Consider the following 24,302-nt stretch of genomic DNA (forward strand, 5'->3'; position numbering starts at 1 on the left):
GCCCCCGTCAATCCGGCGGGGGCGTCGCCCTACCTCGGAGCACCCATGTCTGCCCTCCTGCCACGGGCCCTCGCCGGTGGCCTCGCCTTCTTACTCCTTCCTCTGGGCGTGCCCTCCTTACCGGCCGCCGCGGAACCTCCCGCCGCCGCCGAGCCGCCCGCCGCCGTCCAGGCCGTGGACGACCCCAGTGACCCGGCCAGGGTCGCCGCCGAGCCGAGCGCGCCCGACGAGGCGTCCGCCCGCCTGTCCGCCCGCCTGACGGACCGCCGCGTCGAGGTCGAGGACGCCCGTACCGAGACCACCACCACCTACGCCAACCCGGACGGCACGCTGACGGTCGACTCGTTCGCCGGTCCGGTGCGCTACCGCGGCGACGGCGGATGGGCCCCGGTGGACATCGCGCTCACCAAGACCGCGTCGGGCGAGATCGTGCCGCGCGGTCACGGCCGCAAGCTGCGCTTCGGCGGCGGGAGCGCCGGGCTCGGCGCCCGGCGGGCCGCCGCGGACACCGCGGCGACCGACCTGATCACGATCGGGGAGGGCGCCACCAAGGTCACCTTGCAGTGGAAGGGCGCCCTGCCGGCGCCGAGCCTGTCCGGTGAGACGGCCACGTACGCGCAGGCCATGCCGGGCGCCGACCTGGTCGTCACCGCCACCAGGACCGGCGCCGAGCAGTTCCTGCTGCTCCGGTCGCGCCCGGCCGCGCCGCTGTCGTACACGCTGACGCTCAAGGCGCCGGGCCTGAAGCCGCGCGAGGCCAAGGACGGCGGGGCGGAGCTGGTCGACGCCAAGGGCAAGGTCGCCGTCACCATCCCCGCGCCGGAGATGTGGGACGCCACCACACACCCGATCTCCGGCGAACGCCTGCGCCGGGCTCCGGTGGGGATGAAGGTCTCCGGCAACGACCTCGTCTTCACCCCCGACGCGGCCTTCCTCAACGACCCCGCCACGACGTATCCCGTCACCGTGGACCCCGCGCTCAACCTGGGCCAGGTCTTCGACACGTTCGTCCAGGAGGGCTACGGGACCGACCAGTCGGGCGCCACCGAACTCAAGATCGGCAACAACGGCAGCGGGCAGGTCGCCCGGTCGTTCATCACGTGGAAGACCCCCGGCATCGCGGGCAAGAAGATCATCTCGGCCACGCTGAAGCTGTGGAACTTCCACTCGTGGTCCTGCAACACCCGCTCGTGGGAGGTCTGGTCGGCCAACCGCGCCTCCACGTCCTCGCGCTGGCCGGGCCCGGCGCTGCTGACCAAGTACGCCTCCTCCAGCGAGACCAAGGGCTACGGCAGCGGCTGCGCCGACGGCTGGGTCACCGCCAACGTCACCTCGCTGGCGCAGTTCTGGGCCAACGAGGAGTACAAGGAATCCGGCATGGGCCTGCGGGCCACCAGCGAGTCGGACGAGTACGCCTGGAAGCGGTTCAACTCGGGCAACGCCTCCGCGCACGTGCCGGTCATCTCGCTGACCTACAACTCCTACCCGAGCACCCCGGTCTCCACGTGGCTCTCGCCGTACAGCGACTATGACGGCGTCCGCTGGACCAACACGCTCACCCCGCAGCTCCGCGCCCACGTGCGCGACCCCGACGGGGGCAACGTCCGCGGCAAGTTCGACCTGTACCAGGGCTCGACGATGCTGATCGACGACCTCTACGGCGCGTACGTGGCCAGCAACGGCTTCTCCGGCGCGAACGTGCCGGCGGGCAAGCTGGCCAACGGCAAGTCGTACATGTTCCGGTCGTGGGCCCACGACGGCTCGCTGACCTCGAAGCTCTGGCAGACGGCGTACTTCTCCGTCGACACCGTCAAGCCGCCCGCGCCCACGGTCACCTCCGCCGACTACCCGAACGACGGCACCTACCACGGCGACGCCGGCAAGGCCGGCACGTTCACCCTCACCCCGGCCGGCACGGACGCCGGGTGGATCGCGTACAAGCTCGACAGCGGCGCCGTCACCAAGGTGCTCACCACCGGCGCGGCCGTCACCGCCAAGCTCACCCCGGCCACGACGGGCGCCCACACGCTCAGCGTCTACACCATCGACAAGGCCGGCAACGCCTCCCCGACGACCGCCTACACCTTCAACGTCGGGACCGGCGCGGCCGTGGCCTCGCTCACCGCGCCCGTGAACGGCCTGCGCAGCACCGGCAAGGTGCCCCTCGCCGTCACCGGCACGGCGTTCACGCAGGTCAAGTTCCAGTACCGGCGCGCAGAGACCGACGCCTGGGCGGACCTGCCCGTCGCGAACGTCACCGGCGCCGACGGCAAGCCGCTGACCGCGTGGCCCGTCGCCGCCCCCGGCAGGCTGTCCGGCCTGACCTGGGACGCGGGCACGCAGCTCGGCGACGCCGCGGTGCAGGTGCGCGCGGTCGTCACGGGCACGACCACGGCGGAGTCCCAGCCGGTCGAGGTCGTGGTGGACCGCCGCGCCACCCAGGCCGCCACGAAGGAGGCCGGGCCGGGCGTGCTCAACCTCCAGACCGGCGACTACCGCCTCCAGACCACCGCGGGCGGGCCCTTCGGCCTGACGCTCACCCGCACCGCCTCCTCCCGCGAAGCCGGCTGGTCGCTTCCTGTGCCCGTGCTCAAGGAGACCTCGGCGACCTCGGTCGAGGTGACGCGGGCCGACGGCAGGCCGGTGCAGTTCACCAGGACCGCGGACGGCTGGAAGCCGGAGCCCGGGGCCGAGAACCTGACCCTCACCGGCACGTACACGCTGACCGACGCGCGCGGCGAGGTCACCACCTTCACCAGGCAAGGCGACCTGTACGCCCCCGAGGGCCACGTCTACGACCAGGGCCGGCTGAAGTCGATCACCAAGTCGGGGCACACGCTGGACCTCGGTTACGACACCGCGGGACGCCTCACCACGGTCTCTCTGCAGGGCACGGTGATCACCCAGTACGGCTACGACAGCGCGGGACGGCTCGCCGAGGCGTGGGACCCGCGGATCAGCCCGGCACTGAAGAGCGTCTACGGGTACGACTCCGCCGGCCGCGTCGCCACGCTCACCCCGCCCGGCGAGCTGCCGTGGACCTTCGCGTACGAGACCGACGGGAGGCTGCGCACGGTCTCCCGGGCCACGCTCAAGGCCGGCACCGCGGACCAGGTCGCCGGCGAGGCGAAGACCACCGTCGCGTACGGGGTGCCGCTCACGAAGGCGGCCGGCGGCCCGGCCGACGTGACGGCCAGGGAGGTGGCCGCCTGGGGCCAGGCCGTGGCGCCCGTGACTGCGACGTCGGTGCAGCCGCCGGAGCTCGCCGCCACGGTGACGTACCTGGACGAGTCGGGTAGGGCGGTCAACGTCCTGACGCCCGGCGGGCACCTGTCCGCCACCGACTACGACCGGTTCGGCCACGTCGTGCGGGAGCTCACCGCCGCGAACCGGGAGCTGTCGCAGCGCGACATGACCGACTTCCGCCTCGCCGAGCTGGCCATCACCGGCTACGAGCCCGAGGAGCGCGCCGAGCTGCTGTCCACCCGTTCCGTCTATGACACGTCCGGGCGGCGCGAGCTGACGGAGCTGAGCCCGGTCCACATCGTCAACCTGGAGTCCGACGTGGACGACCTGCCCGCCGGGTACGCCATCGGCGCCAGGACGCGCACGGTCCGCACGTACGACGAAGGCCGGCCGGCCGGTGCGGTGGCCCGCGACCTGCCGACCACCGTCAAGACCGGTGCGGTGATCGTCGGGCGCGAGACCAGGCCGGACGCGGACGTCCGCACCACCGCCATCACCTACGACTGGGCCACGGGGCAGCAGGTCAAGACGGTCCGCGACCCCGGCGGCGAGGCGGTCACCACCACGGCCGCCAACCCCGTGCTCTACACCGCGACCGGCGGCGCGCCGTGCGGCGGACGGTCCGACTGGGCGGGCCTGGTGTGCCAGGAAGGCGGGCGCACGTACACCTACGACGCCGCCGGCCTGGCCGCCACCGTGACCGAGGGCGGCACGGTCACCACCCTCAAGCGCGACACCGCCGGCCGCCTCACCGCCACCAAGGCGGGCGGGGAGGCCGAGATCGGCCTCGGGTACGACTCCGCGACCGGCCGGCCCACCCAGCGCTGGCGCGGCACGGAGAAGGTCGTCACGGCCTACGACAAGCTCGGCCGGGCGATCTCCCACACCGACGCCGACGGCGGCCTGACCCGCACCGAGTACGACGACCTCAACCGCCCGGTCAAGGTCACGGACTCGTCCCCGTCCACCAGGACCTACGCCTACGACGCCAGGGTCGAGCCGCGCGGCCTGGCCACCTCGGTGACCGACTCGGTCGCGGGCACGTTCACCGCGCGCTACGACGCCGAGGGCCGCCAGACCGAGGGCGACCTGCCGGGCGGCCTGCACCTGCAGGTTGGTTACGACGAGCGCGGCCAGAGCTACGCCCGGATCTACACCCGGGACGGCCTGGAGGCCCCGGTGATGATCGACCAGGTCGGCCGGAACGTCCACGGCCAGGAACTGCTGAGCATGCGGACCGACCTCATGGCCGAGCGGCAGCTCGGCTACGACAAGGCGGGCGGGCTCGCGTCGGCGCTGGACATGGCGTTCCCGGTGTGCACCCTGCGCCGGTACGACCACGACGGCGCGGGCAACAGGACCCGGCTGGCGGTGCAGGCGTCGGACGAGGACTGCCCGGTGGCCGACGACTCGGCCGCGTCGATCACCAGCTACGGCTACGCCTCCGACGGCAGGCTGACCGGCGACGGCTACGCCTACGACGCGGCGGGCCGGACCACGTCGCTGCCCGGCGGGCGTACCATCGACTACTTCGCCGACGGGCTGCCGGCCAAGACGACCTCCGGCGAGCAGAGCCTGGCCTGGACCCGCGACCCGGCGGGCCGGATCCGCTCGGAGACGGACGAGGCGGGCGCGGTCACCGTCCACCACTATGGCACGGACGGCGACAAGCCCTCCTGGACCACCGCGAACGGCACGATCGTCCGCAACGTCGCCGGGATCGGCGGGGAACTGGCCGCGCACACCGGCGCGACCGGATCGGTGCGCCTGCAGTTGCTCACCAACGGCGGGAGCGTCGGGACCGAGCTGGAGCTCGGCACCGGCCTGGCCACGGTGGTCGGGTACGACGAGTTCGGCGTGCCCTCCCAGCCGGCCCGGTACGGCTGGCTCGGCGGGGCGTACCATCCGACCCTGCTGAACGGCTGGGTCCTGGTGTCGGGCCGCGTGTACGACCCGGCGCTCGGCCGCTACCTCCAGCGTCCGTACTGAAACGCACGTGACGAGGCCCGGGTGGTCCGGCACCCGGGCTTCGTCACGTCCAAGCCACGCCGATCTGGTCGGCGGCCGACGACGCGCTCGCGCGTCCAAGCCCTGGACCCCGGACGGATCGGCACTTGTGCCCTGAGCGTCATTCGCGGCCTCACGCCCGGAACGTGCGGCGGTAGGCGTCCGGCGGCACGCCGATCGTGCGGTGGAAGTGGCGGCGCATCGTCGTCGCCGTGCCCATGCCCGCGGCCGAGGCGATGGTGTCGACGCTGTCGTCCGTGGTCTCCAGCAGCTCCTGCGCGCGGCGGAACCGCTGCGTCGCCAGCCACTGCAGCGGCGTGGTGCCGGTTACCGAGCGGAAGTGGCGGGCCAGGTGGCGCGAGCTCATGTTCGCCTGGCGGGCCAGGTCCTCCACGGTGAGCGGCTGGTCCAGCCGCCGCATCACCCAAGTGAGCAGTTCGGCCAGGGGATGGCCGTCCTGGGCGGGCACCGGTGTGGTGACGAACTGGGCCTGGCCGCCGGCCCGGTGGGGCGGCACCACCAGGCGGCGAGCGACCACGTTGGCGACCACCGCGCCCTGGTCGCGGCGGATCAGGTGCAGGCACAGGTCCATCGCCGCGGCCTTGCCCGCGGACGTGAGCACGCTGCCGTTGTCGACGTAGAGCACGTCGGGGTCGACCTGCACCCGGGGATAGCGCGCGGCCAGGTCCGCGGTGTGGGCCCAGTGCGTGGTCGCGCGCAGCCCGTCCAGCAGGCCGGCGGCGGCGAGCACGAACACGCCCGTGCACAGGGAGACCACCCGCGCGCCCGACTCGTGGGCGGCGCGCACCGCCTCGACCAGGTCGGCCGGCGGGTCCTCGTCGACGTCCGCCAAGGCGGGGACGATCACGGTGTCGGCCTGCGCCAGCCGGTCGAGCCCGTGGTCCGGCTCCAGCAGGAACCGGCCGACCCGGACGGCGTGCGTGCCGCACACCGTGACGTCGTACCAGGGGCCTGACAGGGCGTCCGGGGCGGAGCCGAAGACCTCGTAGGCCAGGGCCAGCTCGAAGTGCAGCATCCCGTCGGTGGCGGCGACCGCGACGGAGCGTGGGACAGAACTCATGTCGGGAATTGTACGGTTCATGTCATTCCGGACGCTGGCACCGTCGCGCCGCCGGGGAGAGGATTTCCCTCATAAGTCACTTCGAGCGGGTGGGAGCAGGGCTATGGGATCGGGTCGGAACGTGGCGGTGTTCGGGGCCTATGGGCACACCGGGCGGTTCGTGGTCGCGGAGTTGCGTGCGCGTGGGTACGTTCCGCTGCTGCTCGGCCGTGACCAGGGCAAGTTGACGGCGCTGGCGCAGGCTCAGCCGGGGCTCGAGACGTGGCAGGCGTCGGCCGACGACCCGGCCGCGCTCGACCGCGCGCTGAAGGGCGCCGATGCCGTGATCAACACCGCCGGGCCCTTCGCCTCGACCGCCGGCCCGCTGGTCGAGGCGGCGCTGCGGGCCGGTATCCCGTATGTCGACGTGGCGGCCGAGATCGAGGCGAACGTCGACACGTTCGCGCACTTCGCCGAGCGTGCCGGTGCCGCGGGCATCGCGGTGGTGCCGGCGATGGCCTTCTACGGCGGTCTCGGCGACCTGCTGGTCACCACCGCGATGGGCGACTGGACGGCGGCGGACGAGGTGCACGTCGCCTACGGCCTGAGCAGTTGGCACCCCACCGCGGGAACGCTCGCCTCGGGCACGGTCTCGTCGCAGCGGCGGGGTGGTCGCCGGGTCCGCTACTCCGGTGGGCAACTGGAGTACCACGATGACGCTCTGCCGACGCTGGAGTGGCCCTTCCCGGCTCCGCTGGGTCCGCAGAGTGTCATCGGCGAGTTCTCCATGGCCGACGTCGTCACCGTTCCCAGTCATCTGGCGGTTCCGGAGGTGCGTACCTACATGACCGCCAAGGCGGCCGCGGACCTGTTCGCTCCCGACCCCTCGGCGCCGACCGCGGTTGACGAGCGGGGTCGTTCCGAGCAGACCTTCGTGGTCGACGTCCTCGTCCGGTCCGGTGATACGGAGCGCCGTGTGGCCGCTGCTGGTCAGGACATCTACGCCATCAGCGCGCCGCTCGCGGTCGAGGCCGTCGACCGCATCCTCACCGGCCGGACCAGGACCACCGGCGTCGCCTCCGCGGGTGCGATCTTCGACGCCCCCGACTTCCTGCGCGCGCTGTCCGCGCACCTCACGGTGCACCTGCCGCTCGACATGCGTGGCTGACCGACGATCCGTACCGGGGTCCGGACCGTGTGATCGCACACCGCTGGACTCACCCCGGGGAGCGCGCCGTTCATCGGTCCGCTGTCATTCGGCGGAGGCCGTGTCGTGCCCAGATCGCCGCCGAAGTGGCCGTCGGGTCTGTGCGTACCTCGGGCGGGGTGGTCCAGATGCGGGTCGGCCCGTCGTCGGGCCGGTAGCGGGGCCAGCCGGGGTCTCCGGTCGCGGCGAAGGAGGTCCAGGCTCCTCGCATCGCGGCGGAGAGCCCCGCGAATTCGGGGGGCGTGGTCGGTCCGATCAGTTCGGTGCCGACGGGGCCGTTCGGGGTGTCGAAGACGAAGGGGACGTCGAGGCCGTGGCAGGCCCCTGGCGTGTGATGGCCGGTCCACGCGAACTCGTAGAAGTAGGTGCGGGCGCCGAAGGCCGCGTGTGCCTGGGCGCACCAGCGCGCGGGCATTCGGAACATCGCATCGGTGAGGAGCCGGGTCAGCAGGTCGTGGTCGGTCACGCCGGGTTGGGCGCGCCGGTAGGCCGCGACGGCCTCGGGGGCGAGCCCGAGGCCGCGTACGGCGCGGACGGGGTCGGCCTCGGCGGGGTCGAGCCCGGCGGTGAAGGCGCGGGCCTCGTCGGCGGTGTATCCGCAGATGAGGTCGATGGTGTGGGCGTTGCCGGTGTGCCGCATCGCGGCCCAGGGCGGCCCGCTGATCAGCTCTCCGTCGAGGACCAGGGCGTAGGGGCTGTGCGGGTGGGTCCAGTCGCCCGGATCGGCGGACATCACCGCCACGGGGTTCCACTGCACCGCGTGGATCGCCGCCGGTGACAGGCGCGCCAACGTGTCGGCTCTCGGCCGGACGCCCAACTCTTCGACGATCATGGTTGAGACGGCGCGGGCCTCGTCCGAGGGCACGTACACGTTGCCGGGGCTCTGCGCGATCGCCCGGTGGAACAGGCCGCTCGCCGCGTCGGCCGTGACCAGCGCGGCGATCGAGGTCGCCCCGGCGGACTGGCCGAACACCGTGACCGAGCCCGGGTTCCCGCCGAACGCGGCGATGTTGTCCTGGATCCAGCGCAGCGCGGCGATCTGGTCGAGCACGCCGCGGTTGCAGGGCGCGTCCTCCACCCAGCCGAAGCCCTCGTAGCCGACGCGGTAGTTGACCGTCACCAGCACGACCCCGTCGCGGGCCAGGGCGGTTCCGTCGAAGTCGGGGCTGTTCGCGGATCCGGCCACGAATCCGCCGCCGTGGAACCACACCATGACCGGCAGGCCGCCGTCCCCGGGCTGCGGGGTCCAGATGTTGAGGGTGAGGCACTCGGGGTCGGCTCCGGCCGCAGGCGCCTGTGGATGCTCCGGCTGGGGAACGGACGCTCCGAAGGCCCGCGCGTTCCGTACGCCCTCCCAGGGCGGTGGCGGGGCCGGTGCCAGGAAGCGCAGGGGGCCGTGCAACGGCGCGGCGTAGGGGAGGCCCAGGAACGCTGTGACCTCGGTCTCCGTGACGCCTCGCACTGCACCGCATTCTGTCCGGACGGTCACATCCATGCCGTACGTCCTTCCTCGGTCGGGATCGGCCGGTCGTCATGGGCGGCCGTCTGGAGTCCCGTCGGCATTCCGACTGGTCTGAGATTTGACCAGATGGTCAATGAATAGTCTAGTCGGTATGCGGGAGAGTGGCATGAGGCGGGTGGCGCCGGGCACGCGGAGATAGGCTTCACGCCGCCGTGCGGCAGCTCACCGCGACACCCGCACGATGACACCGGAAGGACTCACGCACACTCATGTGGCAGCAGCCGGACACCGAGAGCATGACTTTCACCGAACGTGGCCGACGTGCCCAGATCCTGCGCGGCGCGATCGACACCATCGTCGAGCTGGGCTGGGCGCAAAGCTCGCTGGCGCGCATCGCCGAACGGATCGGGGCCAGCAAGGGCACCATCCTGCACTACTTTCCCGACAAGGAAGCCCTCGTCGGGGCGCTGGCGTTCGACATCCACAGCCGGCTGGCCGACGCCGTCAGCGCCGCCGTCGCCGCCGAGTCCACCTCGATCGGCCGGATCCGCGCCTACATCCGCGCCAACATCGACTTCCTGGCCGACAACCCCTCGGACATCGCCGCCGTCATCGAACTCGGCGCCACCTACCGCAGCCGCGACCGCCGCCGTCTCAAAGATCTGATGGCGACCGCCGACCCCGTACGGGACGAGTTCGCCTCACTCGACCTGGCCGCCCTGCTCACCCGGGAACGACACGCCTCGAAACTCAGCGACTTCGACCCCGACACCCTGGCGATGGTCGTCCGAGGCGCCATCGACGCCGCCGCCGAACGTCTCACCCGCGATCCCGGCTTCGACCCCCACCCCTACGGCCTCGAACTCGCCGAGACAGTCGAACGCCGCCTCCAGCCCGCCCCGAGCACACGCGGACGGTGATCGGCGGACCGCACCGCCCGGCGGGGTCGACGCCATGACCGAGATCGACATGACCGAACGCCGGGTGGTTAGGATTGGCCGCATGGCGCTGCGGCTTGTTCAGGTGAATTTCAAGGCTCGGGACGACTCGGCGCTCGGCCGGTTCTGGGCGGAGGCGCTCGGCTGGGGCGTCTCCAGCGAGGGGCCCGGTGTGACCAACGTCGAACCCGTGGGCTTCGACTGGCCGGACCCCACCGCCGTCTGCGTCGACGTCGTCACCGTCCCTGACCCCGAAACGGTGAAGTACCGCGCGCACCTCGATCTCGCCACCACCTCCGCGGCACATCAGGCGGAGTTGGTCGCGCGCCTGAAAGAGCTGGGCGCGACGCCCGCCGACGTGGGCCAGGGCGACGTCCCGTGGACGGTGCTGGCCGACCCGGAGGGCAACGTGTTCTGCGTGCTGGAGCCCCGGCCGATCTACCAGGACACCGGGCCGATCGCCGCGGTGGTGGTCGACTGCGCGGACCCACGGGCCATGGCCAGGTTCTGGGACGAGGCGATGGACTGGACCCTGCACGAGGTGAGCGACGACCACGCGCGGCTGCGCTCCGCCAAGGGTGTCGGGCCGTATCTGGAGTTCATCCGCACGGCCGGCGAGAAGACCGTGTGGACCCGCGTCCATCTCGACCTGCTGCCGTACCGCGGTGACGACAAGGCGGCGGAGGTGGCCCGGCTGCAGACCCTCGGTGCGACGCTCGCCGACGTCGGCCAGGGCGACGTCCCTTGGGTCGTCCTCGCCGACCCGGAGGGCAACGAGTTCTGCGTCCTCGGCCGGGCCTGACGCGAAGCCGCCCCGCCCGCGTGCCGGTCCACGCCCACTTGGCCCGACTCGCCGAGTCGGCGTCGCCCGGCCGCAAGCGTACGGGAGTCCAGGGCCGTCACCCGGGCGGGAGCCGGTCCGTCCATCTGGCGTCGATCGTCACCATGCCGCCGTCCTGGGTATGAGCCAGTCCGCCGGTGAGCGGAGCCCATACGGAGGTCTCGCGGATCCGCCCGGTGTCCTGGTCGACGACCATGGTGCCGTTGCCGACGGCCACCGGGATCTGCAGGCGTCGCCCGCCGTCGGTCTCGCCGAGGTCGACGACTCCCGGCCGGGAGGCGAGCGCTCGATAGGCGGCGGCACGGACCTCGGGCGAGACCGGCGCCTCACCGATCAGTGAGAGCAGCGCCATCGTGGCGAGGCTGTCCTGTTCGGCGGCCGTCATCGGTTGTCCCGCATTGATACGCACGCCACTTTCGGGAACATCCGCCCGGAGCCGGGTGTACAAAGCGTCCTCGTCGGCGGGCAGCGACCTCAGCTCTTCGAAGCTCATGCGCAACGGCCCCACCGCGAAAGGCTGAGGCTCCGAGGGCCACTCGAGGAGCTTGCCCTCACCTTTCATCCCCTTGCCTTTGATCCAGAAATGACCGTCGCGCCGGTACCAGTACTCCTGGGTCGGCGACCCCTTCTTGGTGATGGTGATGTGCCAGTACGTCCCAGTGCCCTCAGGGGTGCGCTCCGCGGTGTCGGCGGCGACGAGCAGGACGTCCCGCGAACTCGTGATCGGCGGCCGGGGGTCGCCGAAACGACCCGGCACGATCACGAGTGCGGCGGCGACGGCCGCGGCGACCGCTGGGATCAGTGCCCACCGCGCCAGCCGCCCGCGGGCGCGGACGGCCGCGCCGGTGATGCCGAGCGCCTCGGCCGCCTCCTCCGAGTTCAGCCCGCCCCACGCGACGAGCAGGAGCACCTCCCGGTAGGAGCTGGGAATCTTGGTCAGCGCGGCCATGAGGGGCGCCCGATGCGCTTGGGCGTCGACCCGGCCCGCGACCTGGTCGGCGTGGCCGTCGTCGGCCTGCGCGAGAGGTGTCCGGGAAAGCGCCCGGTACCATCGGGCCTCCGCCCGGTGATGCCGGGCGATGAGGTTGGCGACGATCCCGTACAGCCAGGGCCGGGCATCCTCACGAGACACGTCGTAGCGGTCGCGTCGGTCGAACGCGACCAGGAACGTCTCCGCGGCCACGTCATCGGCCAGGCTCGGTCCTAACCGCTGTGCGGCGAACCCGTGGATCTGAAAGTAGTAGCGGTCGAAGACCGCGGCGAAGCGTTCCGGGTCTCGCCGGGATTGCTCGATGATCGCCGCGTCGCTGACATCCTCGACCGGAAGCGCCCGGGTCACTGCGGCCATATCCCGATAATTCGTGTCATCGTGTGCCTTCCGTAGCTTGAACGGTCGCCCTCCTTCGCCGATGGACGGGCAAGTGTTTCACCGCGCGTCGTGGGAGCCCATCACACGACTACGGGACGAAGTCACGCATCGGCGCGACGGCGGCGGTGGCCCGCCCACGCGGGACGGTCCGTGCCCCAGAGGCTTGGCGGGCGGCGCCACGTCCGGGGCGCACCCTCGTAGTGGATCGGGGGAAGGGCGTGGCGGAGCGTCCCGTACGGCGAGGCGGTCCGCGCCAGCCAGGGCCTGGCGTCATAGCCGCCGCCCTCGACCGGCGCGGGACGGATGCCGTGCAGCAACCAGGAGGCGGTGCCCGCGAGGGAGAGCCGTAACGAGCGCCCACCGCCGGTGACCTGCCGGTCGCTCAACGCCCGCAGGACTGCGGCGGCCAGCAGATATCCGGTTCCGTGGTCCAGCGCCTGCGCCGGCAGCGCACCGGGACGGCCGTCGGCCCCGGCCTCGATCACGGCGATGCCGCTCGCCGCCTGGACCAGGCTGTCGAAGCCGCGCCGCGCCGCCCATGCCCCCGACCAGCCCCAGGCGCACAACTGGGCGACGATCAGGCCGGGACGTCGGGCAAGGAGTGTGTCGAGCCCCAGCGCCTCCAGCGCGCCGGGCCGGTAGCCGAGGACCACGACGTCGGCCGAGCCGAGGAGGTCGGCGAAGGTGCCCCGGTCCCCGGCCGCCGACAGGTCCAGCAACGCCGACCGCTTGCCCATCCCGGTGTCGGCGTGGGCGTCCGCGCTCTCCGGCAGCCGAGGGCAGTCGAGGCGAAGCACGTCGGCGCCCAGGAGGGCGAGGGTACGCGTGGCGACGGGACCGGCGATGACCCGGGTCAGGTCCAGGACCCGCACTCCGGCGGCCGGCAGCGACGCCGGCGGGAGGGTCCGCGGGCGGCTCTCCCCGGTGGGCCGGGTCTCGGCGAGCGGATGCACCGTCCCGTCAGGAGGGGCCACGGCCACGGCCAGGCCGCCGGCCTCGTAGACGGTCTCCTGGATCCACCGGGCCGGGCGTGCCGCCACTTCGGCCGCGAGCGACTCGGCGTGCACCCGGTCGTCGCCGGTGTCGCCGATGCCCAGGGCATTCAGCAGCCGGGCGCGGTGGTGCGGGTAGTTGGCGTGCGTACGCACCCAGCCGTCGGCCGCGCGCCAGAAGCCGGACAGCGGCGCGAAGGCCGCCGGGACCCGGCCGTCGACGCGCAGGTGCCGTTCGCCGGCGAACGCCGTGGCCACCGCCGCCTCCCGTACCCGTACCGCGGGTATCGGCGCCGCGTTGCGCCGCGCCAGGAGCTCCGCGGCGGCCAGCGAGCACGCGCCGACGCTCGCTCTGGCCAACTCCCGCACCGGCAGGCGGGCCGGCAGGACGTCACCCGCCCCCTCGTACGACACCTCCTCCGCCAGCCCGGCCGGCCCTCCGAGAGCTGCCCAGGCGTGGACGGTCGCGGCGTCGTTCCCGTGCGTCACCCGGCCAGTTTGCCCGATCCACAGCGGCCCGCCGCCCGCGGCCGGGCATCTCGACGACCCAGGCGGCGATCCGCCTCGCGTGGCTTGTCAGTCGGCCAGGATTCGCTGGAGCTTCCGGTATTCGCTCGGTGGTACCCCATACGCCGTTCGGAATGCCCGGCTGAACGAGGCGGCGTCGGTGAACCCCCATCGTGCCGCGATCTCCGCGACGCTCCGGCCGGTCAGGCGGCCGTCGGCCAGGTCGGCGCGGCAGCGCTGCATCCGCTGTTCGCGGATGTAGCCGCTGACCGTCAACTCCTCCTGCTGGAAGATGCGGTGCAGGTAGCGTACGGAGATGTGGTGCGCGGCCGCGATCAGGGACCGGGAGAGATCGGGCCGGTGCAGGTGGTGCTGGATGAACGTCTTGATCTGCCGTGCGAGCACCTGCTGGTGCGTGTGGGCGGGCACCGTCCGGGCCGCGTCGGCCACTCCGGCGAGGTAGACGGCCAGCAGGTCGATCGCCGTTCTGGCCAGCCCGGCGTACTCGTCGGGGGACAGGCCTCTGGCCTGCTCCAGGAGCCCTTCCATGAACCGGCAGAGCAGCGCCCCGGTGCCCTGCCGCGACGGCAGCGGCCGGGCCGTGCAGCCGCGCAGCAGTTGTTCCGGCAGCGGTAACGCCTGCCGGGGCAGTTGGCAGGAAACCGTCCGCGCGAGCCGTCCCTGGCTGACGATCTCGCCCTGAAAGGGCCGGGACGTGTCGTGGAGCGACAGGTCGCCGCGCGCGAGCGTGGTGCGGGTGCGGCTCTGCTCGAACCACAGCGATCCGCTGCTCACCAGCGTCAGCACCCACCACTCCGGGTCGGCGCGCCGGATCAGCCTGGGAGTGCGCTCTGTCCGCATGCTCATGTATTGCGGCGCCGTCACCAGGACCGGCCCGAGCGGCAACACCGTCACCGAAGCTTGGAAGTCGTCGGTCTGCTCGCTGCTGATCACGGTGGGGTACATCTGCTGGGCGGTCACATCACGCCACCACTCGAAACGCTCGGCGGCCGGGACCTCTGTACTGTGCAACTCGATCACAGCGATGGCACACCCCCGGTGTGTGGCCCGCCTGCATTGTATACACGGTTGATCGCGAGGCGGCACCCGCAGGAGATCGACCGGGGCTTTCGTTTGGCCGCATCTTCGTACGGTAACCATGAGTGCATGATTGACTCCGAAAAGTCGCGAAAGTCGTGCTCCTGGCCCGCGACGGCCATCTCACCGAGGTCTGCGGCTCCCGGGAGAGCCCCAGGCGGCGGCGCTCGCGCATGGACGGGCGGAATAGGGTCGGCCGGTAGGGCTGTTAGGCCAGGGGTTGCACGAACGCCACGACGCCGGCCAGGAAGGCCGGATGCCGCGGCGGACGTCTCCCCCGAGCACCGGCCGTCCGACCCAAGGAGCAGCGTTTGCGTAGCGACTCGGTCGATCTGCGTACTCGAATGACGGCCGCGGTGTTTCCCGCCGGCCTGCTGGCGCCCCCGCCTCGCACGTTGCTCGACATTCTCGACGAGTCCACGCGCCTGCACCCGGACGCGCCCGCGCTGGACGACGGCACCGTCCGCCTCGGCTACCGCGCGTTGCGCGCCGAGGTGGACCGGATGGCCGCCGACCTCGCGCAGGCCGGGATCGGCCGCGGCGCCCGGGTGGGCGTGCGCGTCGTGTCGGGGACGGCCGAGCTGTACCTCTCCATCCTCGCCGTGCTCGCGGCCGGAGCCGCGTACGTGCCGGTCGACGCCGACGACCCGGACGAGCGCGCCGAGCTGGTCTTCGCCGAAGCCGGGGTGGACGCGGTCATCACCGACAAGCTGACGGTTCACGGGCCCGGGAGAGACGACGGCGGCCCGCCAGGACCGGACGACGACGCCTGGATCATCTTCACCTCCGGATCCACCGGCAAGCCGAAGGGCGTCGCGGTGACGCACCGGTCGGCGGCCGCGTTCGCCGACGCGGAAGCGGGGCTCTTCCTGCAGGAGCGGCCGCTCGGCCCCGGCGACCGGGTGCTGGCCGGGCTCTCCGTGGCGTTCGACGCCTCGTGCGAGGAGATGTGGCTGGCCTGGCGGCACGGCGCCTGCCTGGTGCCCGCGCCCAGGGCCCTGGTGCGAACGGGCATCGACCTCGGCCCCTGGCTGGCCGAGCGGCAGATCACGGTCGTGTCGACCGTTCCGACGCTGGCCGCGCTCTGGCCGGTCGAGCACCTCGGCGGCATCCGGCTGCTCATCTTCGGCGGGGAGGCCTGCCCTCCCGAGCTGGCCGCGCGGCTGGCCGTGCCCGGGCGGGAGGTCTGGAACACCTACGGCCCCACCGAGGCGACGGTCGTGGCGTCCGCGGCGCGGCTCACCGGCGGCGGGCCCGTACGCATCGGGTTGCCCCTCGACGGGTGGGACCTGGCGGTGATCGGCGACTCGGGCGATCCGGTGGCCATGGGGGAGACCGGCGAACTGGTCATCGGGGGCGTGGGCCTGGCCCGCTACCTCGATCCGGTGAAGGACGCCGAGAAGTACGCCCCGTTGCCGTCGCTCGGCTGGGAGCGCGCCTACCGCAGCGGCGACCTGGTGCGGGCCGACCCCGAGGGCCTCGTGTTCGTCGGCAGGGCCGACGACCAGGTGAAGCTGGGCGGACGCCGGATCGAGCTGGGAGAGGTGGACGCCGCTCTGCTGGCGCTGCCGGGAGTCACCGGGGCCGCCGCCGCCGTCCGCACGGCGGGCGGCGGGCATCAGGTGCTCATCGGGTACGTCGTCACGGGCCCCGGCTTCGACCCCGGCGCGGCGCGCGATCTGCTCACCGACTCGCTGCCCGCCGCCCTCGTGCCGCGACTGGCCCCGGTCGACTCGCTCCCGACCAGGACCTCGGGCAAGATCGATCGTGACGCCCTGCCCTGGCCGCTGGCCGAGCAGGCCACGTCCGCGGCCGAGCTGGACCCGGCCGAGACGCTGCTGGCCGAACGGTGGACCGCCATCCTGGGCGTGGCCCCGGAAGGGCCCGGCGCCGACTTCTTCGCCAGTGGAGGCACGAGCCTGGCCGCGGCCAGACTGGTCTCCGTGCTGCGTCCCGACTTTCCCGACGTGGCGGTCGGCGACGTGTACGCGCAGCCGACGCTGGCCGGGCTGGCGCGGCTCCTGGCCGACCGGGGCGAGCCCGAAGCCGCCCGGCCACCCGTGACGCCCATGCCGCGGCGGGCCGCGCTCGCGCAGACGCTGCTCATGGTGCCGCTGCTCACCGTCGGCGCGACGCGCTGGATCGTGCCGCTGGCCGCGCTCGGCAACGTGCTCGCGCCGCCGTGGGCGCCGGCGCTGTCCTGGTGGTGGGTGGCGCTGGGCGCGCTGGCGTTCCTCACCCCCGTGGGACGGATGGGCCTGTCGGCGGCGCTCGCCCGGCTGCTGCTGCGCGGCGTACGGCCGGGCAGCCATCCGCGCGGCGGCGGCGTCCATCTGAGACTGTGGTTCGCCGGGCAGTTCGCGGCCAGGCTCGGCGTTCCCGACCTGGCCGGCGCCCCCTGGATGACCTGGTACGCCCGCCTGCTCGGCGCCCAGATCGGCGCGGACGCGGACCTGCACTCACCGCCGCCCGTCACCGGACTGCTCAAGATCGGCAAAGGCGCGTCCGTCGAACAGGAGGTGGACCTCAGCGGCCACTGGTACGACGGCGACCGCCTGCACATCGGCGAGATCCGCATCGGCGCGGGAGCCAGCGTCGGATCCCGCTCGACGCTGCTGCCCGGCGCCCGCGTCGGAAAGAACGCCCAGGTCGCGCCCGGATCGGCGGTCGTGGGCAGCGTACCGGGAGGAGAGCTGTGGGCCGGGGCTCCGGCGTTCCGGCAGGGCAAGTCCCGCAGGACACGGCCCTCTGAGCGGGCCGCCCGCTCCCGGCTCTGGGCCGTGCTGTACGCCGTGACCGCCTTCGCACTCAGCCTGTTCCCGGCCGTCGCGGCCGGGGCCGGTCTCCTGGTCCTGGCCGCCTCCGCCCGCGAGGCGCGCACGCTCGGTGCGGCCCTGATGGCCGCCCTGCCCGCCGTGCCGCTCGCGACGCTCGCGGGCATGGCCGCGTTCGTCCTGCTCACGCTGGTCAGCGTGCGGCTGCTCGGCCTGGGCCTGCGCCCAGGGCACCACCCGGTGCACAGCCGCCAAGCCTGGCAGGCGTGGGCGACGGGCCGGTTGATGGCCTCGGCACGGGTGTGGCTGTTCCCCCTCTACGCGAGCGTCGTGACGCCCGCGTGGCTGCGGGCGCTCGGCATGAAGGTGGGCCGGGGCGCCGAGTTGTCCACGGTCCTCGCCCTGCCCACGATGACGTCGGTGGGCGACGGGGCCTTCCTGGCCGACGACACGATGGTCGCCCCGTACGAGCTCGACGGCGGCTGGATGCGCGTCGCGGCGGCGCGGATCGGCAAGCGCGCCTTCCTGGGCAACTCCGGGATGACCGCTCCCGGCCGCAAGGTGCCGAAGGACGGCCTGGTGGGCGTGCTGTCGGCGACGCCGAAGAAGGCCAAGTCCGGCTCGTCGTACGTGGGCATGCCGCCGATGAAGCTGCGCCGTACCGCGCAGGAGGGCGATGCGAACCGCACCTATGCCCCGCCCGCGCGCTACAAGGCGGCACGGGCGCTCGTCGAGGCGTTCCGCGTGGTGCCCGCCATGTGCGCGGTCGCGCTGGCCGTCCTGGTCGCCGCCGCGTTCGAGGCTCTCGCCGCCCGCTACGGCTTCGCCGCGGCGATCGCGCTGAGCGGCGTGCTCATGCTGGCGGCGGGCGTGGTCGCCGCGGCGCTCGCGACGGCCGCCAAGTGGTCGCTGGTCGGCCGGATCAGGGTCGGCAGCCGTCCGCTGTGGAGCTCGTTCGTGTGGCGCAACGAGCTGGCGGACAACTTTGTCGAGGTGCTGGCGGTGCCCTGGTTCGCGCAGCCGTGGCTCGGAACCGCGCCGCTGAACGTGTGGTTGCGCACGCTCGGGGCACGCATCGGGCATGGGGTCACGTGTGACACGTACTGGCTGCCCGAGGCGGACCTGGTTACCCTGGGCGACGGCGCATGCGTCAACCGGGGCTGCGTCCTGCAGACACATCTCTTCCACGACCGGGTCATGACCATGGACACCGTGACGCTCGAAGCGGGGGCGACACTCGGCCCGCACGGCGTGGTGCTGCCGGCGGCGCGCGTCGGCACCGACACCACGATCGGTCCCGCCTCCCTGGTCATGCGCGGCGAGAACGTGCCCGCCCGCACCCGATGGTTCGGCAACCCCATCTCGGCGTGGCGATGACCTCGTACTTCCCCCGGCACGGCGACCATCGCTACCGCGTCTCGCACTACGACCTGAACCTGACCTACCGGGTCCAGGCCAACCGGCTCGACGGCACGGCCCGGCTGACGGTGACGGCCGCGGACGCGCTCGGCGTGCTCGAACTGGACTTCGGCAGGCTCAGGGTCGGGACCGTCACGGTGGACGGGACGTTCGCCCGGCACACGCACGCCCAGGGCAAGCTGCGGGTGACGCTGCCCAGGCCGCTGTCCCCGGGGGAACGGGCCGGGGTGGAGGTGCGCTACTCGGGCAGGCCCGTACCGGTGCCGAGCCCGTGGGGCGGGCTGGGCTGGGAGGAGCTGACCGACGGCGCGCTCGTCGCCGGCCAGCCGATCGGCGCGCCCTCCTGGTTCCCCTGCAACGACCGGCCGGACGACAAGGCGTCGTACCGGATCTCCGTGACCACGAGGTCGCCCTACCAGGCGATCGCCAACGGCGTCCTCATGGCCACGCGGCGCTCGGCCGGGAACACGACGTGGGTCTACGAGCAGGCCGAGCCCATGGCGAGCTACCTGGCGAGCGTGCAGATCGGGCGCTACCAGATCTCCCCGTCCGGCGGGTCCCGGCTGGCCCACCCGGCACGGCTGGCCACCCGCGTACGGCACGACTTCGCCCGGCAGAGCCAGATGATGGCGCTGTTCGGCGACCTGTTCGGGCCCTACCCGTTCACCGGCTACACCGTGGTGGTGGTCGACGACGATCTGGAGATCCCGGTCGAGGCCCAGGGCATGTCGATCTTCGGCAGGAACCACGTGGACGGCGTACGCGGCTCGGAACGGCTGATCGCGCACGAGCTGGCGCACCAGTGGTTCGGCAACAGCCTCACCGTGGCCTGCTGGCAGGACATCTGGCTGCAGGAGGGCTTCGCGTGCTACGCCGAGTGGCTCTGGTCCGAGGCGTCGGGCTCCCTGCCCGCCGGTGAGCACGCCCGGCGCTGGCACCACCGCCTCGCCCTGGCCCCGCAGGACTTCGTCCTGGCCGATCCCGGCCCGTCGGCGCTGTTCGACGACCGCGTCTACAAGCGTGGCGCGCTGACCCTGCACGCCTTGCGCTCGGCCATGGGCGACGAGGCGTTCTTCCCCGCCCTGCGCGCCTGGACCGCCGAGCACCGGCACGGGACCGTCACCACCCGGGAGTTCGCCGGGCACGTCCAGCGGCACACTCCGCGACCGGTCGAGCCGCTGCTGTCCGCCTGGCTGTACGACGTGGCGCTGCCGGCTCTGCCCTGATCGTCCCGCGCCGCGTTCGCCCGGTTCGTCGGCGTTCATCTGCTCCCTTTCGTGGCGAGACGGACTGCCGTCCGCTGATGAGACACCTAGTGTCTTGGTAGCCTTGACACCTAGTGACTTGGCGTTTAGCTTTCGGATAGATGGAATCGACGGGTACTGGCGCAAGGCGTCGGCAGAGGTAGGTGGGCATGTCGCAGCACTCAGCGGGGAGCGGGGCCGGCCGCCGGATCGGGCGCAGCAGGGTTGCCGACCAGATCGTCGACGACCTGCGGGAACGCATCCTCGGCGGAGATCTCCCTGACGGCTCGCGGTTGCCGGCGGAACGGGAGCTGGCCGACCACTACGGCGTCAGCGGCGCGACCGTCCGCGAGGCGGTTCGCGTGCTGTCCACCGTCGGGCTGGTGAGCGTCCGGCACGGCGCCGGTTCGTTCGTCACCGCCGAACCCGACACGATGATCGGGATGACCATCGCCTCGGTGGTTCGGCTGGCCGGCGCGGGCGCCGTCGACGTGCTCGGCGTGTTCGCGGCCCTGAACAGGTACGCGGTCCAACTGGCCGCCCAGCAGGCGACCGACGCCGAGATCGCGTCGCTCCGCGAGACGGTCGACAGGCTGGCGGTGATCGACGACACCGGCGGCACGATCGAGGACCTCCGGGCGTTCATGCGGCGCCTGTCGGAGATTTCGCACAACGCGCTACTCATCCCTCTCTGCCGACTGCTCGCCGACGTCCAGGTCGAGCTGGCGTTCGAGTTGAGCGGCGGACGCGTGTCCGAATGGCGGCGGGTCGCCGGCGGGTTGCACGCTGACCGGCTCGCGATCGTCGAGGCTCTGGAGAACCGGTCGCCCGAGCAGGCGGCCGCGGCCGTCGACGCGCACTCCGCGCACGCGGCCCGCCTGATCCTTTCGACCCCGCAGGCGAAGAAGGTCCAGCTCTCGGACCCCGGCTACGCGCGACTGCTGGTCGACATGCTCGATGCCAGGCTCAGCTCGGCCATGAGCTGACCGCTGCGGTGCGGCCTCGCCGCGCCCGGCATCGGTCAAGGCCACTCCGACCAATCAGGAGAACATCATGGCTCAAGTCCCTGTCGAACAAGGAATCCTTGAAGGCGATCAGCAGCACGGCGTGTTCCGGTTCTGCGGCGTGCCCTACGCGGCCCCGCCCGTGGGGAGCCTGCGGTGGGCCGCGCCGCAGCCCCCTGCCTCCTGGGACGGCGTACGTGATGCGACGACCTTCGGCAACGCGGCGATTCAGGCCGCCGACACCGGTGTGGATCTCGGCGGGCAACCGAGCGAGGACTGCCTCTACCTCAACGTCTGGTCATCGACCATCGACCCGCAGGCTCGCCAACCGGTCATGGTGTGGATCCACGGCGGCGGCTTCCTCACCGGCGCCGGGTCCATGACGGACTACCACGGCACCTCGATCGCCCAGCACGGCGTGACCTACGTGTCCGTCAACTACCGCCTCGGCGCCTTCGGTTTCCTGGACCACCCGCAGGTGGGCGGCAACGCCGCCGTCCAGGACTGGGTCGCGGCGTTGACCTGGGTGTCCCGCAACATCGCCGCCTTCGGGGGCGACCCCGGCAACGTCACCGTCTTCGGTCAGTCGGCCGGCGCGACCGCGGTGCGCACCCTGCTGGCCACCCCGTCCGCCCAGGGGTTGTTCCACCGTGCCATCCTGCAGAGCGCGGGCTTCGAACGGGCCGCGGCCTTGCCCGACGTGGCCCGGCGGCGGCTCGTCGAGGCCAGCGGCAGGCTGTTCGAGCACCTGGGCACCAGCGACATCGAGCAGCTCCGCCAGGCGCCGGTGGAGCAGATACGTCGGGCCTCCTTCCTGTTCTCGGGTGCCGTGCCGTCACCCGGCCAGGTGCACACGCCGGCGAACCTGGCCTGGTGCCCGACGGAGGACGGTCAGGTCGTGGGCGCCGATCTGTCCTGCTGGCCGGCGGACCTCCCGGTGCTGTTCGGTCACACCGTGGACGAGGCGCGCTACTTCATCACGCCCAAGGGTCCCTTCGGGGCACCACCGGGCACGGTGGACCCGGCCCAGCTCTACACGCCCGCGACGCTGGCGAGGATGGCCGCGGCCTTCGGCCGGCAGCGGGCCGACCCCATCGTGGCCGCGCTCACGGGCAGCCCGTACGAGGAGTTGGCGGAGCTGTTCACCACCGCCATCTGGACAGAGCCGGCCCTGGCCTCCTACCGCCGGTTCACCGAACTGGGCCGCACCGCCTACGCCTACCGTTTCGGGCGCGTGTCACCGGGCAACCGCCGGACGGGCATGCTCGCGTATCACATGTCCGAAATCCCCTACGTGTTCGGCCGCCTCGTCCCGTCCGAGGACTACGACGAGGCGGACGCCCAAGTCTCGGAAACCATGACACACGCCTGGACGGAGTTCGCAAGGACCGGCGTGCCGAGCAGCCCCGACGGAACCCCCTGGCCCGCCGCCACCAGTACGGCGCCGCACACGACCGTCATCGACGACAAGACACAGAGCTGTCCCCTGACCGTCGGCCCGGTCACCGAACTGATCAACTCCCTGCGGGCGGCCGCCGACCACCGCTGAGCGCCCGACCGGCGACCGCCGGAGATCTCGACGCACAGCCCCGCACCCGAGTACGCACGGGACGACCATGCGCCCAGACCCGCCGCATCACCCGACGGCGGTCCCCTCCAGCTCGACCAACAGGGTGGGGATCGCCAGCCGGGTCACCCCGAGCATCGTGGTGGACGGCGCCACCCCGGCGGCGCCCAACCGCGACGCCAGCACGCCGTAGTGCTGGAAAAGCAGATCGACGTCGGTGGTGTAGACGTTGAGCCGGACGAGGTTCGCCAGCGACATGCCGGCCTCGCCGAGCACGGCCTCCAGGTTGTCGACGCTCAGCGCCAACTGCGCCGCCATGTCACCGTCATGCTGGGGCTTGCCGTCACCGCTCATCGCGGTCTGCCCCGAGCAGTACAGGGTCCGGGTGTGCCCGGAGACGATCTCGCCCTGGTTGTAGCCCATCTCCACCGACCACGCCCACGGGTTGACCGCCGTTCGTTCCACTGCCACATCAGCTCCATTCGTCCGTCGGCCTGTTGGCCACGATCCTTGACGTCGTGGTGATGAGCCTCCCAGCGAATCACGACATCCTGTGTCGTGTATTTCGGTAAAGTCCCCGTATGCGCGCCGACCGGCTGGTCTCCCTGGTGCTGCTGCTGCGGCAGCACGGGCGGCTGTCCGCGGCCACGCTGGCCCGCGAGCTGGAGGTGTCCACCCGCACGGTGCTGCGCGACATCGAGGCGCTGTCCGCAGCCGGTGTCCCGGTCTACGCCGAACGCGGCCGGCACGGCGGGTTCGCGTTGTTACCCGGTTTCCGGACCGAGCTGACCGGCCTCAACCCCGACGAGGCCCTTGCCCTGCTGGTCGCCGGATCGCGGCGCGGCGCGCAGGCGTTCGGCCTCGGCTCGGCGCTCGCTTCTGCGATGCTCAAAGTGGTGGACGCGCTACCCGAGAACTATCGGGACACCGCGGCCGGCGCGGCCGAGCGACTGCTCATCGACCCGGAGACCGACCTCCTCTCGCGTCGGCTGGTCGCCGAGGAGGTGCCTGACGCCATCGCGGCCGAGGTCCTGCGCGCGGTGTTCGCCGGGCACAAGCTGCAGATCCACTACGCGGCTGCGGACCAGGACCCGAAGTGGCGCACGGTGGACCCGATCGGCCTGGTCACCATACGCGACCGGGGCTACTTGCTGGCGACCAGGTCTGGCGCGGACCGTACCTACCGGTTGTCCCGGATCTTGGCCGCCAAGGAACTCGCCGAACCCGCCCAGCGACCAGACCGGGTCGATCTGGACCGGGCCTGGCAGGAACGCAGCACCCGGTTTCGGACCGGCGGCGACCAGGTCGCCGTGCTGGTGCGGGTGAACCCGGCGCGGCGGGAGGACCTGCTGGGCACCGCGCTGGCCGTTCTCACCGAAGAAGCCGACGCGGACGGCTGGCTGCGGATGGAGGTGACCTTCCAGGACCCGAGGCACGCCGAGTGGGCGCTGTGGCAGCTCAGCACGAACGCGGAAGCCCTCACCCCGCAGTGGTTGCGCACCTCCCTGCGCAACCGCGCCACCACGATCGCCACCCGCTACGAAGTCTCGTCCTGAGAGCCGGCGGA

Annotated in this window: 15 protein-coding genes; 9 read left to right on the forward strand and 6 right to left on the reverse strand. The window is 72.4% G+C overall.

The genetic code is table 11. The annotated features are described in order from the left end of the window. Positions 1-45 precede the first annotated feature (45 nt). The gene (locus tag ABD844_RS25355) at positions 46-5,235 is read left to right on the forward strand and encodes a DNRLRE domain-containing protein (RefSeq protein WP_344882769.1); all 5,190 of its coding nucleotides are present in this window, start codon (positions 46-48) and stop codon (positions 5,233-5,235) included. Between the two features lie 151 nt (positions 5,236-5,386). Here the strand turns inward: ABD844_RS25355 and ABD844_RS25360 are convergent, their stop codons facing one another. Continuing rightward, on the reverse strand, positions 5,387-6,334 hold the full coding sequence (locus ABD844_RS25360) for a helix-turn-helix domain-containing protein (RefSeq protein WP_344882772.1): 948 nt from the start codon (positions 6,332-6,334) through the stop codon (positions 5,387-5,389). A 103-nt stretch (positions 6,335-6,437) separates the two neighbouring features. Between ABD844_RS25360 and ABD844_RS25365 the strand changes: the two genes are divergently transcribed. Then, the gene (locus ABD844_RS25365) at positions 6,438-7,481 is read left to right on the forward strand and encodes a saccharopine dehydrogenase family protein (protein WP_344882775.1); all 1,044 of its coding nucleotides are present in this window, start codon (positions 6,438-6,440) and stop codon (positions 7,479-7,481) included. A 70-nt stretch (positions 7,482-7,551) separates the two neighbouring features. Here the strand turns inward: ABD844_RS25365 and ABD844_RS25370 are convergent, their stop codons facing one another. Then, positions 7,552-9,015, reverse strand: coding sequence for a carboxylesterase/lipase family protein (locus tag ABD844_RS25370; protein WP_344882779.1), 1,464 nt, complete (start codon positions 9,013-9,015; stop codon positions 7,552-7,554). A 263-nt stretch (positions 9,016-9,278) separates the two neighbouring features. Between ABD844_RS25370 and ABD844_RS25375 the strand changes: the two genes are divergently transcribed. Together ABD844_RS25375 and ABD844_RS25380 are read left to right on the forward strand one after the other, a co-directional pair. After that, entirely contained in the window at positions 9,279-9,902 is a 624-nt protein-coding gene (locus ABD844_RS25375; RefSeq protein ID WP_344882782.1) for a TetR/AcrR family transcriptional regulator, read from the forward strand. Between the two features lie 82 nt (positions 9,903-9,984). Beyond that, positions 9,985-10,722, forward strand: a complete 738-nt coding sequence (locus ABD844_RS25380; protein ID WP_344882785.1) for a VOC family protein — start codon at positions 9,985-9,987, stop codon at positions 10,720-10,722. A gap of 97 nt (positions 10,723-10,819) precedes the next feature. Here ABD844_RS25380 and ABD844_RS25385 read toward each other — a convergent pair whose 3' ends face one another. The 3 genes from ABD844_RS25385 to ABD844_RS25395 all read right to left on the reverse strand — a co-directional run bounded on the left by ABD844_RS25385 (position 10,820) and on the right by ABD844_RS25395 (position 14,670). Continuing rightward, positions 10,820-12,109 carry a sigma-70 family RNA polymerase sigma factor gene (locus ABD844_RS25385; protein WP_344882788.1) on the reverse strand — a complete coding sequence of 430 codons (1,290 nt, stop codon included), beginning with the start codon at positions 12,107-12,109 and terminating at the stop codon, positions 10,820-10,822. A 122-nt stretch (positions 12,110-12,231) separates the two neighbouring features. After that, positions 12,232-13,611, reverse strand: a complete 1,380-nt coding sequence (locus ABD844_RS25390) for a CoA transferase (RefSeq protein ID WP_344882791.1) — start codon at positions 13,609-13,611, stop codon at positions 12,232-12,234. Between the two features lie 87 nt (positions 13,612-13,698). After that, entirely contained in the window at positions 13,699-14,670 is a 972-nt protein-coding gene (locus ABD844_RS25395; RefSeq protein WP_344882794.1) for a helix-turn-helix domain-containing protein, read from the reverse strand. A 368-nt stretch (positions 14,671-15,038) separates the two neighbouring features. Between ABD844_RS25395 and ABD844_RS25400 the strand changes: the two genes are divergently transcribed. From ABD844_RS25400 to ABD844_RS25415, 4 genes are all read left to right on the forward strand, one after another. Then, positions 15,039-18,878, forward strand: coding sequence for a Pls/PosA family non-ribosomal peptide synthetase (locus ABD844_RS25400; protein WP_344882797.1), 3,840 nt, complete (start codon positions 15,039-15,041; stop codon positions 18,876-18,878). Beyond that, positions 18,875-20,146, forward strand: a complete 1,272-nt coding sequence (locus ABD844_RS25405; RefSeq protein ID WP_344882890.1) for a M1 family metallopeptidase — start codon at positions 18,875-18,877, stop codon at positions 20,144-20,146. The genes ABD844_RS25400 and ABD844_RS25405 overlap by 4 nt, the downstream gene beginning before the upstream one ends. A gap of 188 nt (positions 20,147-20,334) precedes the next feature. Next, positions 20,335-21,150: a FadR/GntR family transcriptional regulator gene (locus ABD844_RS25410; protein ID WP_344882800.1), complete on the forward strand. Its 816-nt coding sequence runs from the start codon at positions 20,335-20,337 to the stop codon at positions 21,148-21,150. Between the two features lie 67 nt (positions 21,151-21,217). Next, the gene (locus ABD844_RS25415) at positions 21,218-22,717 is read left to right on the forward strand and encodes a carboxylesterase/lipase family protein (protein WP_344882803.1); all 1,500 of its coding nucleotides are present in this window, start codon (positions 21,218-21,220) and stop codon (positions 22,715-22,717) included. 87 nt (positions 22,718-22,804) lie between these two features. Here the strand turns inward: ABD844_RS25415 and ABD844_RS25420 are convergent, their stop codons facing one another. Next, positions 22,805-23,200, reverse strand: a complete 396-nt coding sequence (locus ABD844_RS25420) for a RidA family protein (protein WP_344882893.1) — start codon at positions 23,198-23,200, stop codon at positions 22,805-22,807. 116 nt (positions 23,201-23,316) lie between these two features. Here ABD844_RS25420 and ABD844_RS25425 point away from each other — a divergent pair, with 116 nt between their 5' ends. Then, entirely contained in the window at positions 23,317-24,291 is a 975-nt protein-coding gene (locus tag ABD844_RS25425; protein WP_344882806.1) for a helix-turn-helix transcriptional regulator, read from the forward strand. Positions 24,292-24,302 lie beyond the last annotated feature (11 nt).

The sequence above is a fragment of the Nonomuraea antimicrobica genome (assembly GCF_039536965.1).
GTDB classification, from domain to species: domain Bacteria; phylum Actinomycetota; class Actinomycetes; order Streptosporangiales; family Streptosporangiaceae; genus Nonomuraea; species Nonomuraea antimicrobica.